This window comes from Burkholderia sp. Ac-20379 (assembly GCF_017104645.1).
GTDB lineage: Bacteria > Pseudomonadota > Gammaproteobacteria > Burkholderiales > Burkholderiaceae > Burkholderia.
On record NZ_JAAGPF010000065.1, the window covers coordinates 1 to 13,647 of the forward strand.

Below are 13,647 nucleotides of genomic sequence, written 5' to 3' on the forward strand. Positions count from 1 at the left end.
TGGCCAGCAGGTGCCGGCCCCATTCGCGGCCCACCGGCCAGCGCGCCCGCGTGACGAGCGCGATCGCGGCGAACAGCAGCGCCGTGCCGCCGAAGCGGGCCAGCAGATAGAGATTGGGATCGGCGTAAGGATGGATCGCGCGCGCGACCACGAAACCGGTGGACCAGAGCGCGACGAACGCGGCAGCGGCAAGCAGGGCAGGCATGAGGCGGGGCGGGCGCGGCTGGCGCGCGTAAAACGGGAAGCGCGCAGTATCGGCGCGCCGGGGCGGCGCGTCTTGTCGAAATCTGCAACGGGGGCGCGGGCGGCCTGCCTGCCTCGGCCGCGCCGTGCGGGGTCAGGCGAGCGTGAAGGCGGTGGCGTCGGCCGTCCGGGCCGCTTGCGCACCGGCGCGCTGCGCGGCCAGTTGCGCGTGCAACTGGTGCGCCTCGTCGAACGTGAAGTCGATCCAGTACGGATCGCCGGCTCCGTCGTTCAGGCGTTCGGCCGGGAAGCGGATGGCGAGGGCGGCGGCGGGTTGTGGCATGGTCAAGGCTCCGGGAGCGGATGGTTCGGCGAGCGGCGAGTGTAACAACGCGTGCGCGCCCCATTGAACAGCGTGGCTGCAACACTGCTTTGCAGCGCGTCGCGGGCAGCCGGGCGGCGCGCGGCCGGCCGCATGCTCACAATCCTGTCAATTAGCCGTACTACAATAGGCCGCCCCGTGGTTTTCGGTGCGATTCCGGACCGTTTCATGCTCGCAGAACAACGTCATCAATACATCCTGTCCGAACTTTCCCGCTCGGGCGCCCTGTCGGTCGCCGAACTCGTGCGCACGCTCGGCGTGTCGCGGGAAACGATTCGCCGCGACCTGAACGCGCTGGCCACGCGCGGCCTGGTGGTCACCACCCACGGCGGCGCGCTGGCCGCCGACCGCCGCGAGCCGAGCCTGTCGGAGCGCCAGGCCGCCCACGCCGACGCGAAACAGTCGATCGGCCGCCGCGCGGCCGAGTTCGTGCCCGACGGCGCATCGGTGCTGCTCGATTCGGGCAGCACCACGCACGCCGTGGCGCTCGCGCTGAACGACCGCCACCGCCTGACCGTCTACACCAACGACTGGCGAATCGCCTTCGCGCTGGCGCGCCGCAACGAGAACCGCGTCACGCTGCTCGGCGGCGAGCTGTCCGACGACGAGGACGCCACGTTCGGCCTCGACACGATCCAGCAACTGGCGCAGTACCACGTCGATTTCGCGTTCGTCGGCGCGGGCGGCGTGACGCAGGACGGTGACCTGACCGACTATTCGCGGATCGCCGCCGAGGTGCGCAGCCGGATGCTGGCCTCGGCCGCCACGGCCGTGGTGGTGGCCGATCACTCGAAGTTCGGGCGCGTCACGCCGGTGCGCATCAACGGCATCGACAACACCCGCTACCTCGTGACCGACCGCTCGCCCGACAAGGCCGTGCGCCGCGCCCTGGCCGCGCGCGGGATCGAACTGATCGTCTGCGACGCCTGAACCGGCCCGATCCGAACCGGTTCGGCGCAACGAACGCGGCCCGCCCGCTTCATGACAGCGACACGTAAACGTCATCGTTGCGTCATCCCGATGGCAAGCAAGCCCGCGACACTGGCCGTTCCACCGAGCCGAGGAGCGAGCCGATGTCCGTCACCGTGCGCAGTTACCTGTCCCCCACCCTCGTGCTGCTGGCCTTCGATTGGCCGCAGGCGGCGAACCGCGCCGATTTCCTCGGTTTCGCGATCCGCCGCACGCCGGGCTTCCACAGTGCGGACGGCCAGACGCGCGCGGCCAGCAGCTGGCTGCCGAACCGCCTGACGTTCGACGGCCCGGTGGCCGACACGCAGCGCGACGCGCCCACCGATCAGGCGCCGATCCAGAAATTCATGTGGTGGGATGCGCGCATCGATCCGCCCGATCGCGGCCAGGCGTTCCGCTACGACGTGTTCCCGGTGGTCGGCACGCCCGACGCGCTGCAGGTGCTCGACGCCGAGGCCGGCCATTGCGCGCTGACGCTGCCCGATCACGTGGTGGACGGCGTGGGCACCTGGTTCAACCGCGCGGTGGTCAGCTCGCAGGCGTTCGCGCGGCAGGTGGCGGCGCTCGGCCTCGGCGAGCACGACACGCCCACCGCCGCGCAGGCGCTGGCCCTGCGCACCTGGCTCGCCAACGATCTGCAGCAGGTGTTCGGCGCGATGCTCGAGCCGGCCACGCGGGCGGCTTCCGCCGTGTATCACCTGACCGACACGCTGTGGGCGATCCCGGCGTTCGAGGCGTTCGGCAAGGCGCACGGCAAGGACGCGCTGGCGATCGTGTACGACGCGCACGAAACCGCGCGCAAGGGCAAGCCGCCGCTGCCGTCGCCGAACCAGCCGGCCGTGGATGCGCTGAAGGACCTCGCGATCCTCGCGCCGCGCGACCGCACGCGCATCATGCACGACAAGTTCATCGTCACCGACGGCGGCGGCAGCGATCCGCAGCCGGCGCGCCTGCTGACCGGCTCGGCCAACTTCACGACCGAAGGCCTGACCGAGCAGGCGAACGTGCTGCATTCGTTCGATTCGGCGATTCTGGCCGGCCTCTACAACGACCGCGCGCACGCGCTCGCGTCGAATCCGTCGATCGCCGACACGGCGAAGCTCGCGAGCGGCTGGTCGGAGCCGGCGCAGGTCGGCTCGGCCGCCGTGCGCGTGGCGTTCTCGCCGGAGCCGGGTAAGTCGCGCATCGAGATCGACACGATCGTCGCGGCGATCGAGGCCGCCAAGCATTCGGTGGTGTTCTGCCTGTTCATGCCGACCGACGCGCCGTTGCGCGACGCGTGCTTCAAGGCGGGCGACGCGGGGCTGATGATGTTCGGCCTCGTCAACCGGATCAGCGCGAGCGGCGCGCAGGCGGCCGAGGCCGATCAGCACGACGGCAAGACGCTCGACGCGTCGAAGCTCGCCAACCTGGAGCTGTACCACCGCAGCCGCGACAACCGCGACGTGATCGACGCCGAGTATTTCTCGCCGGCCACCGTGCCAGAAGGCTTCGAACCCGAGTTGCGGCTGTTCCCGGGCGAGCCCGCGCCGGCCTATCCGCCGGTGGTGATCCACCACAAATTCATCGTGATCGACGCCGAGGGCGAGAACCCGATCGTCTACACGGGCTCGGCGAACATGAGCGCGAACTCGGAACACTACAACGACGAGAACCTGCTCGAGATTCGCGACGCGCGCATCGCCGGCACCTATCTGGCCGAATTCCTGCGGCTGTACGAGCACTATCGCGCGCGGGCGCTGGCGATCGAGGCGCAGCGCACCGGCACGACGCACGCGCAGGCCCACCCGACGCTGGCGTTGCAGCCCGATGCGCGCTGGGCGAAGAAGTATTTCGTCGAGGGCAGCCCGGAGGCGAAGGCGCGGGCGGCGCTGGCCGGGGGCTGAGGGAAGCGGTAAGCGAAGGGCGTCGCGCGGCCCGGTGGCCGCGCGCGCAGGTGGAAATCAGGCGGTGATGTAGCGCAGCACGCTGTCGACGATCATGGCGCGGTGCCGCACGCGCAGCCGCGGCGCGGACGGATCGCGGCCGAACGCGGCGCCGAACGTGTAGCGGTTCGAGACGCGGTGGAAGCAGAACGAGCTGATCATCAGGTGCAGGTCGAACGCATCGATGTCGGCGCGGAACGCGCCGGTTTCGGCGCCGCGCGCGAGCAGCGCCTCGAGCGTCTTGATGATGCTGACGTTGCGATCCTTGAAGGTCGTCAGTTGTTCGATGTATTTCGCGCCGTGGATGTTCTCGATCGAGACGAGGCGCACGAAATCGCGATGCTTGTCGTGATAGTCGAACGTGAATTCGACGAGGCGGCGCATGCCGTCCGCGGGCGGCAGCTCGCCGACGTTCAGTTCCACTTCCAGCGCGCGGATGTCGCCGTAGACCTTGTCCAGCACCGCCTCGTACAGCCCTTCCTTGCTGCCGAAGTAGTAGTACAGCATCCGCTTGGTGGTGTTGGTGCGCTCGGCGATCGCGTCGACGCGCGCGCCGGTCAGACCCATCGCCGAAAACTCCTGCGTCGCCACATCGAGGATGTTGCGCTTGGTTTGTTCGGGGTCGTATTTGCGCCGGGATTCGCGCCGCCTGCCTCCGGGCGGAACGGCGCCTTCTGGCGCGTCGGGCTTGCTACCTTGTGTCATGTGTTGGTGTCGGCGGCTGGTTCGGCGCATTCTAGCACGCGCCCCGAGGGGCTTCCGGCCGCCTCCGGGGCCGGTTCGGGCGGGTTTCGCGGCACCCGAATCCGCGCCGGCAGGCCGGTGCGCGCGTCCCGCCCCGGTACAATGCGCGACGAACGGCAGCCGCGACCGGCCCACGCCGTTCATCACGACAAGACCGCCCGGAGACGCGCCCGCATGGCTTCCACCGAACACGCTTCCTCTTCCGCCCCCGCCGGCGCCACCGCGACCCACGCCGGCGAGATCGCCGCGCGCCTCGACCGCCTGCCGCCCACGCGCACGGTCTGGAAACTCGTGGTGCTGCTGAGCCTCGGCTTCTTCTTCGAGTTGTACGACCTGCTCTACAGCGGCTATGTCGCGCCGGGCCTCGTCAAGAGCGGCATTCTCTCGTCGAGCACGCACGGCCTGTTCGGCACCACCGGCGTGGCGAGCTTCATCGCCGCGCTGTTCGCGGGGCTGTTCATCGGCACGATCGCCTGCGGCTTCCTGGCCGACCGCTACGGCCGCCGCGCCGTGTTCACGTGGTCGCTGCTGTGGTACACGGCCGCCAACGTGGTGATGGCGTTCCAGGACACGGCCGGCGGCCTGAACTTCTGGCGCTTCGTGGTGGGCCTCGGGCTCGGCGTGGAGATGGTGACGATCGGCACGTATATCTCCGAGCTGGTACCGAAGGAGATTCGCGGGCGCGCGTTCGCCTGCGAGCAGGCGGTGGGCTTCTGCGCGGTGCCGGTGGTGGCGTTTCTCGCCTATCAACTGGTGCCGCATGCGCCGTTCGGCCTGGACGGCTGGCGCTGGGTGGTGCTGATCGGCGCGCATGGGGCGATCTTCGTCTGGTGGATCCGCCGCGCGCTGCCCGAAAGCCCGCGCTGGCTCGCGCAGCAGGGGCGGCTGGCCGAGGCCGATCAGGTGATGCGCGCGCTCGAGGCGAAGGTGGAGGCCGAATACGGCCGCCCGCTGCCGCCGCCGGGGCCGGCCGAGGCGGTGATCGCGCGCGGGCGCTTCGCCGACATGTGGGTGGCGCCGTACAGCCGCCGCACCGTCATGATGACGATCTTCAACGTGTTCCAGACGGTGGGCTTCTACGGCTTCGCGAACTGGGTGCCGACGCTGCTGATCAAGCAGGGCATCACCGTCACCACGAGCCTGATGTATTCGAGCGTGATCGCGCTGGCCGCGCCGGTGGGGCCGCTGCTGGGGCTGCTGATCGGCGACCGCTTCGAGCGCAAGCACGTGATCGTGGCGATGGCGGGCGCGGCGATTGTTTGCGGGCTGCTGTTCAGCCGGAGCGGCACGGCCGGCGTGCTGGTGCTGCTCGGCATCGGCCTCACGCTCGCCAACAACATCATGTCGTACAGCTTCCACGCGTATCAGGCCGAGCTGTTCCCCACGGCGATCCGCGCGCGGGCGGTGGGCTTCGTGTACTCGTGGAGCCGCTTCTCGGCGATCTTCACGTCGTTCGTGATCGCCTCGGTGCTGAACGGCTTCGGCACGGCCGGCGTGTTCGCGTTCATCTCGGCGGCGATGCTGATCGTGATGGCGTCGATCGGGCTGATGGGGCCGCGCACCAAGGGCATCGCGCTGGAGCGGATCTCGCACTGACATTCCGCCGGCCGCCGCGCCGGCATCTTCTTCCGCCGTAACGACAACGCGCCCGGGTGAACCACCCCGGGCGCGTTTGCATTTCTGGGCCGCGCGTGGCGTGCCGGGCGTCGCGGCCTGGCCCGCGCCGCTACCCGGGCTTGGTGCCCAGGCCCTTCAGGCCCTGGATCACGACCATCAACGCCCGGCCGTGTTCGTCCGACCCATCCCACGCCTCCACGATCGCATCGCGCAGCCGCTCGTCGTAATTGCCGGTACGCATGCCCGACGACGGCGCTTCCATTCCGTAGAAACTGCATAGCTTAATGAATGGTTCGCTGCGCCGAAGACGTTGCCCGTCGGACAGCCGGAGGCGCGACACGGTTGGCTGGCTGACCCCGCAAAGCCTTGCTATTTCGCTGGACGAGCGCGGATCTGCCCGCAGCCTGTCGAGCAATGCATGAACCGAAAAATTGTGATCCGGGGCTTCCATGTCATGCATTATAACTATACAGTAGCGCTTATTGAAATGCCTTGTCGCAAGATCGGGCCGCAGTACCGAGAGCGTTGATGACACTGAAACACCTGCCCCCCACGTTTTGCTGGACCCGGATCGGCGCCGAATTCGGCGAGGATCTGTCGACTGCCGTACTCCGCAAGGAGTGGGAGCGTCGGCTCGGCGGCGGGCGGTTTCTGTGGGGCATCGGGCAGCCGCTCGGCAGCAGCGTGCAGGTGGCCGCGCATCGTGCGGGCTCGCTCGCCGCGCTGTTCACGCCGGTGGCGAACCGTTCGCGCGTGGTGGAAGTGGGCCCGCGCGCGATGCTGCTGTGGAATGCCTGGGTGGATGCGGGCGGGCAGGTGCGTCAATTGCCGCCGTATGCGTTCATCACGAGCCGCCCGACCTTGCCGTCGGGCCGCCGCCGCGAGCAGCACTACGCGCTGGTGTGCGCGTCGGCCGCGCCGCTCGGCGTCGGCACGCGCCTGCGCGTGACGCCCGACAACCTGCGCAGCACCGTCACCGGCAAGCCGCTCGGCGCGGCGCAATCGGCCGTGGTGGTGGATTGCGTGGCGCGCACGGCGGAGCCGGGCGCGCGCAGCTACCCGGTGGCGCTGGCGGTGGAACTGGACGCGCCGTACACGGTGCGGCTCGCGCAGCCCACGGTGGTCAAGGCGCGCGATCTCGCGCGCGTGAGCAAGGCGGCGCGCGAGGGCGATTTCGAAACCTATGTCGATCTGGTGGAGCGCCTGCGCGGGCGTTCGGCCGGGGCACAGTCGCGCGGTTTCACGCGCGATCTGTTCGACTTGCCGGTGGTGGAGCCGGTGGCCGTCTACACGGATTTCGTGAAGCGGCTGCGCGGCCGGCCGCCGGCCGAACCGGCGCGCGGCTCGACGCGCGATCTGTTCGAACTTCCCGCGCCCGAACCGGCGCCGGCATTCGCCATTCCAGGCAGCGCGCAGGGCAACCTGTTGCTCTAGCGCCGCGCGGCCTCGGCGCCGCGCGACCGAATGACGGCCAGGCTCGGAAGTCGCTTCCGCGGCCGCTGCATGGTGCAGCGTCGCGGCGAGCGGGATTGATGCCCGCGTGCCTGCATCGCAGCGCGCGCAGCCGGCTTGCCGACGGGCAGGCCCGAGGAGGAAGGTGCATGGCGAACATCGGTCATTCGCGCGAGGCGCTTGCCGCCCAGCGTTACGTCGAGGCGACGCGCAACGTCGATCTCGCATTCCGCGCGGTGCGCGGCGATCAGGAAGACAACCCGGAAAGCGCCGAATATGCCGCGGCGCAATCGCGGCTCGACCGCGCGCTCGACGAGCTGGCGCGCGCGCAGGAGCTGTTCGATACGGCCGTCAGTGTGCGCGGCACCCGGCATTACTGAGGCGAGCGCGGCGCGCGCCGCGGTTCGCCCTTCAGGTATGCCGTGCGGTGGCGCGTCGTGCGCGTATGCTGTGCCGATGCCCGCCGTCGCGCGCGCCCGCGCGGCGGCGCCTTTCCTTTCCGCTCATCCGCCATGACTGCTCCTGTCGACTTGAACGGCCTGCGCATCGGTATCACGATCGGCCTGCGCGAGCCGAACGAAAGCCTCTGGATCAACGGCATCAAGCAGAACGCGCTCTATCTGGCGAAGCTGCTGATGGCTTCGCCGCACGGCTATCGCGTCACGCTGGTCAACACCACCGATGTTTCGCTGAGCGAGGGCCTGCCGTGGGATCGCGCGGCGTTCGACACGCGCAGCTTCGCCGAGATGAAGGATTCGCTCGATGTCCTGATCGAATTGGGCGGGCAGATCGACGGCGAGCAAACCGCCTATCTGAAGGCGCGCGGCGCGAAGCTCGTCAGCTATTGCTGCGGCTTCGAATATATTCACGCCACGCAATCGATCCTGTTCGGCCGCAAGCTGTGGGATTCGCTGTTCATCAATCGCGGCTACGACGAGGTGTGGGCGATTCCGCAGATCGCGCCGAATTCGCTGCCGTTCCTGCAATCGCTGCGCCGCTGCCCGGGGCGCGTGGTGCCGTTCGTCTGGGATCCGATGTTCCTGACCGAGCGCGCGCGCGCGCTGCCCGAGCACGGCGAATACCGGCCGAGCGGGCAGGCCGCCAAGCGGCTCACGGTGATGGAGCCGAACCACGACGTCGTGAAGTTCTGCCTCTATCCGATGCTGATCATCGACGAGGTGTTCCGGCGCGATCCCGAGGCCGTGTCGTTCACGCACGTCACCAACGCCGATCACATCGCGCAGCGCAGCCAGGAGTTCGTCATGCTGATGAATTACCTGGAGATCGTGCGCGCGGGCAAGGCCAGCTTCGTGGGCCGTTTCGACACGCCGCAATTCCTGTCGGAGTTCACCGACGCGGTGGTGTCGCATCAGTGGGAAAACCCGCTCAACTATTTCTATTTCGACGTGTGCTGGCAGGGCTATCCGCTCGTCCACAACGCGCATCTGGTGCAGGATCTCGGCTACTACTACCCGGAAAACGACGTGCAGGCCGGCGCGAAGGTGCTCGCACGCGTGCTGCGCGAACACGACGCCGACTGGGCGCACTACCGGCAGCAGCAGCGCGCGCTGCTGCGCCGCTACACGTCGGAGAACCCGGCGCTGGTGGCCGATTACGATCTGCTGCTGGCGAACCTGGTGGGCTTGGCGGGCGCGTGATGCGCGCCTGAGCAACCCTGGCGCTACGCCGGTTGGGCGCTCGCCATCTGGCCGTTGCCGAGCCGCGCCGCGTCGCTGGCCGGCGGCGCGCCGAACAGGCGCTTGTAGTCGCGGCTGAACTGCGACTGGCTCTCGTAGCCCACCTTCAGGCCGATCGCGCCCGCGCCTTCCCCCTCCGAAATCAGCATGCGCCGCGCCTCGCGCAGGCGGATCTGCATGCGGTATTGAATCGGCGTCATCGAGGTCAGGTTCTTGAAGTGGCGATGGAACGACGTCACGCTCATGCCGGCCAGCTCCGCCAGCGCGTCGATGCTCATCGGCTCGGCGTAGTGCGCCTTGATCCATTCCGTCACGCGGCCGATCTTCGCGACGTGCGAGCTGTTCAGCGCGAACTGCAGCAGCGTTTCGCCGAGGCCGCCGGTCAGCAGCCGGTAATAGATTTCGCGCACCACCAGCGGCGCGACGAAATCGATCTCCTCGGGATGATCGAGCAGCTTCAGCAGCCGCGCGAACGGTTCGAGCAGCGCGGCGTTCAGCGGCGCGGCGGCCAGCGCGGCCGGCGGCGATGCGTTCGCCACCGGTTCGGCCGCCACGCGCTGCAGCACGTCGGCCAGCAGCGCGCGGTCGAGGCTCAGCGTCAGCGCCAGATGCGGCTTGCCGTCCTCGGTCATCTGCATGCAGGTCGTGACCGGAATGTTGACCGTCACCGCGAGGAAATGCTCGGGCGTGGCGAGAAACGACACCTCCCCGAAGCCCACCCATTTCGCCCCCTGCACCACCAGCAGGATGCGCGGATCGTAGAGCGCGCGATCGGGCGGCGTGGTGCGCGTGATCCGGAAGATGCGCAGGCCGGGGATCGGCGTCGTTTGATACGGCGAGGCGCAATGGCGCTCGATCGCGTCGCGCATCGCAGTCAGCAGCGGTTCCATGGTGGCGTTCCCGGGTGGTTCGGTCGATGTCCGCAGCCTAGGGGAATCGGCAGGATCGTGCAACAAGCGGGCGTTCGCCGCGTGTGGGGTTTCGGTGGAATGGCAGGATCGCACAAGAGATTGGTGCGATGTTGGCTGGCCGCGGGCGGGCCGCGGCGCAACAATGGTTTCCGTGCAGCCGTCGTGCCGCAGCCGGTTCCGGGCGGCGCGGGCTGTCGATCCGATCATTTCCAGGAGGCTCCATGAAACAAGAAAACGTCTGGTTCATTACGGGTTGTTCGACGGGATTCGGCCGCGAGCTGGCGCAGCAGGTGCTGGAGCAGGGCGGGCGCGCGGTGCTGACGGCGCGCCGGCCCGACACGCTGAAGGCGCTCGCCGCGCCTTACGGCGAGCGCGCGCTGGTGCTGCCGCTCGACATGACCGACGAGGCGGCGATCCGGCGCGCCGTGGCCGATGCAGAGGCCCATTTCGGCCGCATCGACGTGCTGGTCAACAACGCCGGCTACGGCTATTTCTCGGCGATCGAGGAAGGCGAGGACGACGAAGTGCGCCGCCAGTTCGAAACCAACGTGTTCGGCCTGTTCTCGCTGACGCGCCATGTGCTGCCCGGCATGCGGGCGCGCCGGCAGGGGCATGTGATCAACGTGTCGTCGGTGGGCGGGCTGATGGCGTTTCCGGCCACCGGCTATTACCACGCCTCGAAGTACGCGGTGGAAGGCTTCTCGGAGGCGCTGGCGGGCGAGGTCAAGCCGCTCGGCATTCACGTGACGATCGTCGAGCCGGGCCGGTTCCGCACCGACTGGGCGGGCCGTTCGCTGATCGAATCGAAGACGGTGATCGACGATTACGCCGAGACGGCCGGCAAGCGCCGCGCCCAGGCGCACAGCTATTCGGGCACGCAGCCGGGCGATCCGGCGCGCGGCGCGGCGGCGATCATCCGGATCGTGGGCGAGGCAGCGCCGCCGCTGCGTCTGCTGCTTGGTTCGGATGCCTATCAACTCGTGCAGACCAAGCTCGAGGCGCTGCGCGCCGAGTTCGAGCAATGGAAGGACGTGTCGCAAGGCACCGATTTCCCGGCGGCCTGACGCTGGCAAGCGAGATGGGCAAGTGAGGTAGGCGAGCGCGCCCGGGCCGGAACCCGGGCGCGCGCGTCAGGCTCAGGCCTTCGGCGTGAACGGCTGCGGCACGCGGTTGGCGCCCTGGCGCGCCAGCATCCAGCCCGGATACTCGGGCGCCAGCGCGCTGACGTCGTCGAGCTTCGCGAGATCGTCCGCATCGAGCTTCACGTCGGCGGCGGCCAGGTTCTGCTCGATCTGGTCGAGCCGCTTGCCGCCGGTGATCACGGTCGTCACGAACGGCTTGCTCAGCACGTAGGCCAGCGCGATGGTGGCCACGCTCACGCCGTGCTTCTCGGCGATCGGGCGCATCGCCGCGACGCAGGCCCAGGCGCGATCCTTGTCGACCGGCGGGAAATCGAAGTTGGCGCGGCGGCCTTCGGCGTCGCTCGAGCCGGGGCCGAACTTGCCCGACAGCAGGCCGCCCGCGAGCGGCGACCACACCATCAGCCCGAGCTTTTCCTCGTGCATCATCGGCACCAGCTCGCGTTCGAGATCGCGGCCCGCGATCGAGTAGTAGGCCTGAACGCTTTCGTAGCGCGCGTAATCGTGCTTGGCCGCGATGCCGAGCGCTTTCGCCACGCGCCACGCCTGCCAGTTCGACACGCCGATATAGCGCACCAGGCCGCGCGAGATCAGATCGTCGAAGGTGCGCAGCGTTTCGTCGAGCGGCGTGACGGTGTCGGTGCCGTGGATCTGGTACAGATCGATGTAATCCGTCTGCAGGCGTTCCAGGCTCGCCTCGACCGAATCTAGAATATGGCCGCGCGAGGCGCCGCGATCGTTCGGGCCGTTGCCGACCTGCGCGAACACCTTGGTGGCGAGCACCACGTCCTTGCGCGCCACCGAGAGATGCTTCAGCGACTGGCCGAGGATCTTTTCCGATTCGCCGAACGAGTAGACGTCGGCCGTATCGATGAAATTGACGCCGGCGGCGAGGCTGCGCTCGACGATCGTGTCGGCGGCGTCCTGGCCGACGCTGGCGATGCTGCCCCACATGCCTTCCTGCCCCGGGCTGCCGAACGTCATCGTGCCGAGACAGATTTCGGACACGAACAGTCCGGTGTTGCCAAGTTGGTTGTAACGCATCGAGATCTCCGTCGATCGGCCGGCGGCGCCAGCCGTAAGCCGCTCACTATGCGCTCGCGATCCGATGCGATAAAGTGCGCCAATCTGAACGCACTGTTATTTTCAAACATCACAATGCAGAACCTCGATTCGCTGCGGATCTTCGTGCGCGTGGCCGAAATGGCCAGCTTCACGCGGGCGGCCGAGAGCCTCGGCATCCAGAAGGGGCGGGCGTCGAACACGGTGCGCGCGCTGGAGGCGGAGCTGGGCGCGCGGCTGCTGCATCGCTCGACGCGCACCGTGCAGTTGACCGAGGACGGCCAGGCGTTCTACCAGCGCGCGCGGGATCTGCTGGCCGACGCGGATGCGCTGCAGACGATGTTCACGGCGCGTCACGACACGCCGCTGCGCGGCCGGCTGCGCGTGGATCTGCCCACCGAGCTGGCGCGAACCATGGTGGTGCCGGCGCTGCCGGCGTTCATCGAGGCGCATCCCGAGGTGGTGCTGGAGCTGTCGAGCACCGACCGGCGCGTGGACCTGATTCAGGAGGGGATCGATTGCGTGCTGCGCATCGGCGGCCTGGTGGACGACACGCTGGTGGCGCGGCGGCTCGGCACCCTGCGGATGGTCAACGCGGCGAGCCCCGGCTACCTGAAGCGCTTCGGCACGCCACGCAGCCTGCGCGAGCTGTCCGAGCGCGGCCATCGCATGGTGTTCTACACCTCGACGTTCGGCCATCGTTCGGCGCTGTGGGAATACGTGGCGCGCGGCCGGCCCGCGACGCTCGCGCTGCCGTGCGCGCTCAGCGTGAACAGCGTGCAGACGTATTACGCGGCCGGCGTGGCCGGCATCGGCCTGATTCAGGCGAGCCGGTCGCGGCTCGGGCCGTTCATCGAGCGCGGCGAACTGGTGGAGGTGCTGCCCGAGTTCCGGCCGGCGCCGTTGCCGGTCTGGCTGGTGGTCGCGCACCGGCACAACCTGTCGCGCCGGGTGCGCGTGTTCATGGAATGGCTGGAGCAGGTGCTGACGCCCTACCTCGACGGCGAGGAGGCCTGAGCGTCACGTCGCGCCGAGGGCTGCGGCTCAGTTGCCCGGAATCGCGCCCTGCGCGACGCGCGGCACGTAGCCCGTCAGATGCCAGCGGCCGTCGTTCTCGAGCCGGAAGCTGACCTTCTCGTACACCACCTTGCCCGACACCTGCGTGGTGGCGTAGTCGACGTTCGCATAGAGGCCGTCCGGCACGTCCTTGGCGCCGGTGTAGATGATGCGCGTGACGGCGGCCCAGCCGCGGCCCTTGATCTGGCCGACCGTCTGGCGCGACCCCTGCATGTCGCTGGCGAAGCGCTTCTCGTCGTAGCGCTGCTTGACGAACGGCGCGGCGTCGTTCCAGAGATCCTGGAAGCGGCCGGCGTCGATCAACTGGAGCGCGTAGTCGCCGTCGCGCAGCAGTTCGTCGGCCGAGGTGCCGGCGTTGACCGGCGCGAGCGACAGCGATTGCGCGGCCGGCGCCGGCGGCTGCGATTGGGCCAGGGCGAGCGGCGCGCAGGCCGCGAAGGCGCACAGCGCGGCGCCGCGAACGAGGATCGATTTCAATGGGCCTCCTGA

13 protein-coding genes and 2 pseudogenes are annotated in these 13,647 nt (G+C 68.9%); 8 read left to right on the forward strand and 7 right to left on the reverse strand.

Annotated elements, in window-relative coordinates; all coding sequences use genetic code 11:
* Together G3N92_RS11575 and G3N92_RS11580 are read right to left on the reverse strand one after the other, a co-directional pair.
* Positions 1–205, reverse strand: a pseudogene (locus tag G3N92_RS11575) (EamA/RhaT family transporter); the annotation flags it as partial.
* 132 nt (positions 206–337) lie between these two features.
* The gene (locus tag G3N92_RS11580; RefSeq protein WP_206127610.1) at positions 338–526 is read right to left on the reverse strand and encodes a hypothetical protein; all 189 of its coding nucleotides are present in this window, start codon (positions 524–526) and stop codon (positions 338–340) included.
* A gap of 207 nt (positions 527–733) precedes the next feature.
* Here G3N92_RS11580 and G3N92_RS11585 point away from each other — a divergent pair, with 207 nt between their 5' ends.
* Together G3N92_RS11585 and G3N92_RS11590 are read left to right on the forward strand one after the other, a co-directional pair.
* On the forward strand, positions 734–1,495 hold the full coding sequence (locus G3N92_RS11585; RefSeq protein WP_206127611.1) for a DeoR/GlpR family DNA-binding transcription regulator: 762 nt from the start codon (positions 734–736) through the stop codon (positions 1,493–1,495).
* Positions 1,496–1,638: 143 nt separating this feature from the next.
* A complete protein-coding gene (locus G3N92_RS11590) occupies positions 1,639–3,420 on the forward strand; it encodes a phospholipase D-like domain-containing protein (RefSeq protein WP_206127612.1) in 1,782 nt (593 codons plus the stop codon).
* Positions 3,421–3,477: 57 nt separating this feature from the next.
* On the opposite strand, the pseudogene G3N92_RS11595 reads toward G3N92_RS11590, so the two are convergent.
* Positions 3,478–4,110 (reverse strand): annotated as a pseudogene (locus tag G3N92_RS11595) (TetR/AcrR family transcriptional regulator); the annotation flags it as partial.
* Positions 4,111–4,377: 267 nt separating this feature from the next.
* On the opposite strand from G3N92_RS11595, the gene G3N92_RS11600 reads away from it, so the two are divergent.
* Positions 4,378–5,799 (forward strand): MFS transporter, encoded by a 1,422-nt coding sequence (locus G3N92_RS11600; RefSeq protein ID WP_206127614.1) that lies wholly within the window; start codon positions 4,378–4,380, stop codon positions 5,797–5,799.
* A 130-nt stretch (positions 5,800–5,929) separates the two neighbouring features.
* Here G3N92_RS11600 and G3N92_RS11605 read toward each other — a convergent pair whose 3' ends face one another.
* Positions 5,930–6,271 carry an AsnC family protein gene (locus G3N92_RS11605; protein ID WP_206127615.1) on the reverse strand — a complete coding sequence of 114 codons (342 nt, stop codon included), beginning with the start codon at positions 6,269–6,271 and terminating at the stop codon, positions 5,930–5,932.
* Between the two features lie 77 nt (positions 6,272–6,348).
* Between G3N92_RS11605 and G3N92_RS11610 the strand changes: the two genes are divergently transcribed.
* The 3 genes from G3N92_RS11610 to G3N92_RS11620 all read left to right on the forward strand — a co-directional run bounded on the left by G3N92_RS11610 (position 6,349) and on the right by G3N92_RS11620 (position 8,930).
* On the forward strand, positions 6,349–7,254 hold the full coding sequence (locus G3N92_RS11610) for a hypothetical protein (protein ID WP_206127616.1): 906 nt from the start codon (positions 6,349–6,351) through the stop codon (positions 7,252–7,254).
* Between the two features lie 167 nt (positions 7,255–7,421).
* On the forward strand, positions 7,422–7,652 hold the full coding sequence (locus G3N92_RS11615) for a hypothetical protein (protein WP_206127617.1): 231 nt from the start codon (positions 7,422–7,424) through the stop codon (positions 7,650–7,652).
* 132 nt (positions 7,653–7,784) lie between these two features.
* Positions 7,785–8,930, forward strand: coding sequence for a DUF2827 domain-containing protein (locus G3N92_RS11620; protein WP_206127618.1), 1,146 nt, complete (start codon positions 7,785–7,787; stop codon positions 8,928–8,930).
* Positions 8,931–8,953: 23 nt separating this feature from the next.
* Here the strand turns inward: G3N92_RS11620 and G3N92_RS11625 are convergent, their stop codons facing one another.
* Entirely contained in the window at positions 8,954–9,859 is a 906-nt protein-coding gene (locus G3N92_RS11625; RefSeq protein ID WP_206127619.1) for an AraC family transcriptional regulator, read from the reverse strand.
* 242 nt (positions 9,860–10,101) lie between these two features.
* On the opposite strand from G3N92_RS11625, the gene G3N92_RS11630 reads away from it, so the two are divergent.
* A complete protein-coding gene (locus G3N92_RS11630; RefSeq protein ID WP_206127620.1) occupies positions 10,102–10,944 on the forward strand; it encodes an oxidoreductase in 843 nt (280 codons plus the stop codon).
* A gap of 72 nt (positions 10,945–11,016) precedes the next feature.
* On the opposite strand, the gene G3N92_RS11635 is transcribed toward G3N92_RS11630, so the two are convergent.
* A complete protein-coding gene (locus G3N92_RS11635; RefSeq protein WP_206127621.1) occupies positions 11,017–12,063 on the reverse strand; it encodes an aldo/keto reductase in 1,047 nt (348 codons plus the stop codon).
* 114 nt (positions 12,064–12,177) lie between these two features.
* Here G3N92_RS11635 and G3N92_RS11640 point away from each other — a divergent pair, with 114 nt between their 5' ends.
* Entirely contained in the window at positions 12,178–13,098 is a 921-nt protein-coding gene (locus G3N92_RS11640; protein ID WP_206127622.1) for a LysR family transcriptional regulator, read from the forward strand.
* Between the two features lie 27 nt (positions 13,099–13,125).
* Here G3N92_RS11640 and G3N92_RS11645 read toward each other — a convergent pair whose 3' ends face one another.
* Positions 13,126–13,635 (reverse strand): DUF4019 domain-containing protein, encoded by a 510-nt coding sequence (locus G3N92_RS11645; protein ID WP_241014739.1) that lies wholly within the window; start codon positions 13,633–13,635, stop codon positions 13,126–13,128.
* Between the last annotated feature and the right edge of the window lie 12 nt (positions 13,636–13,647).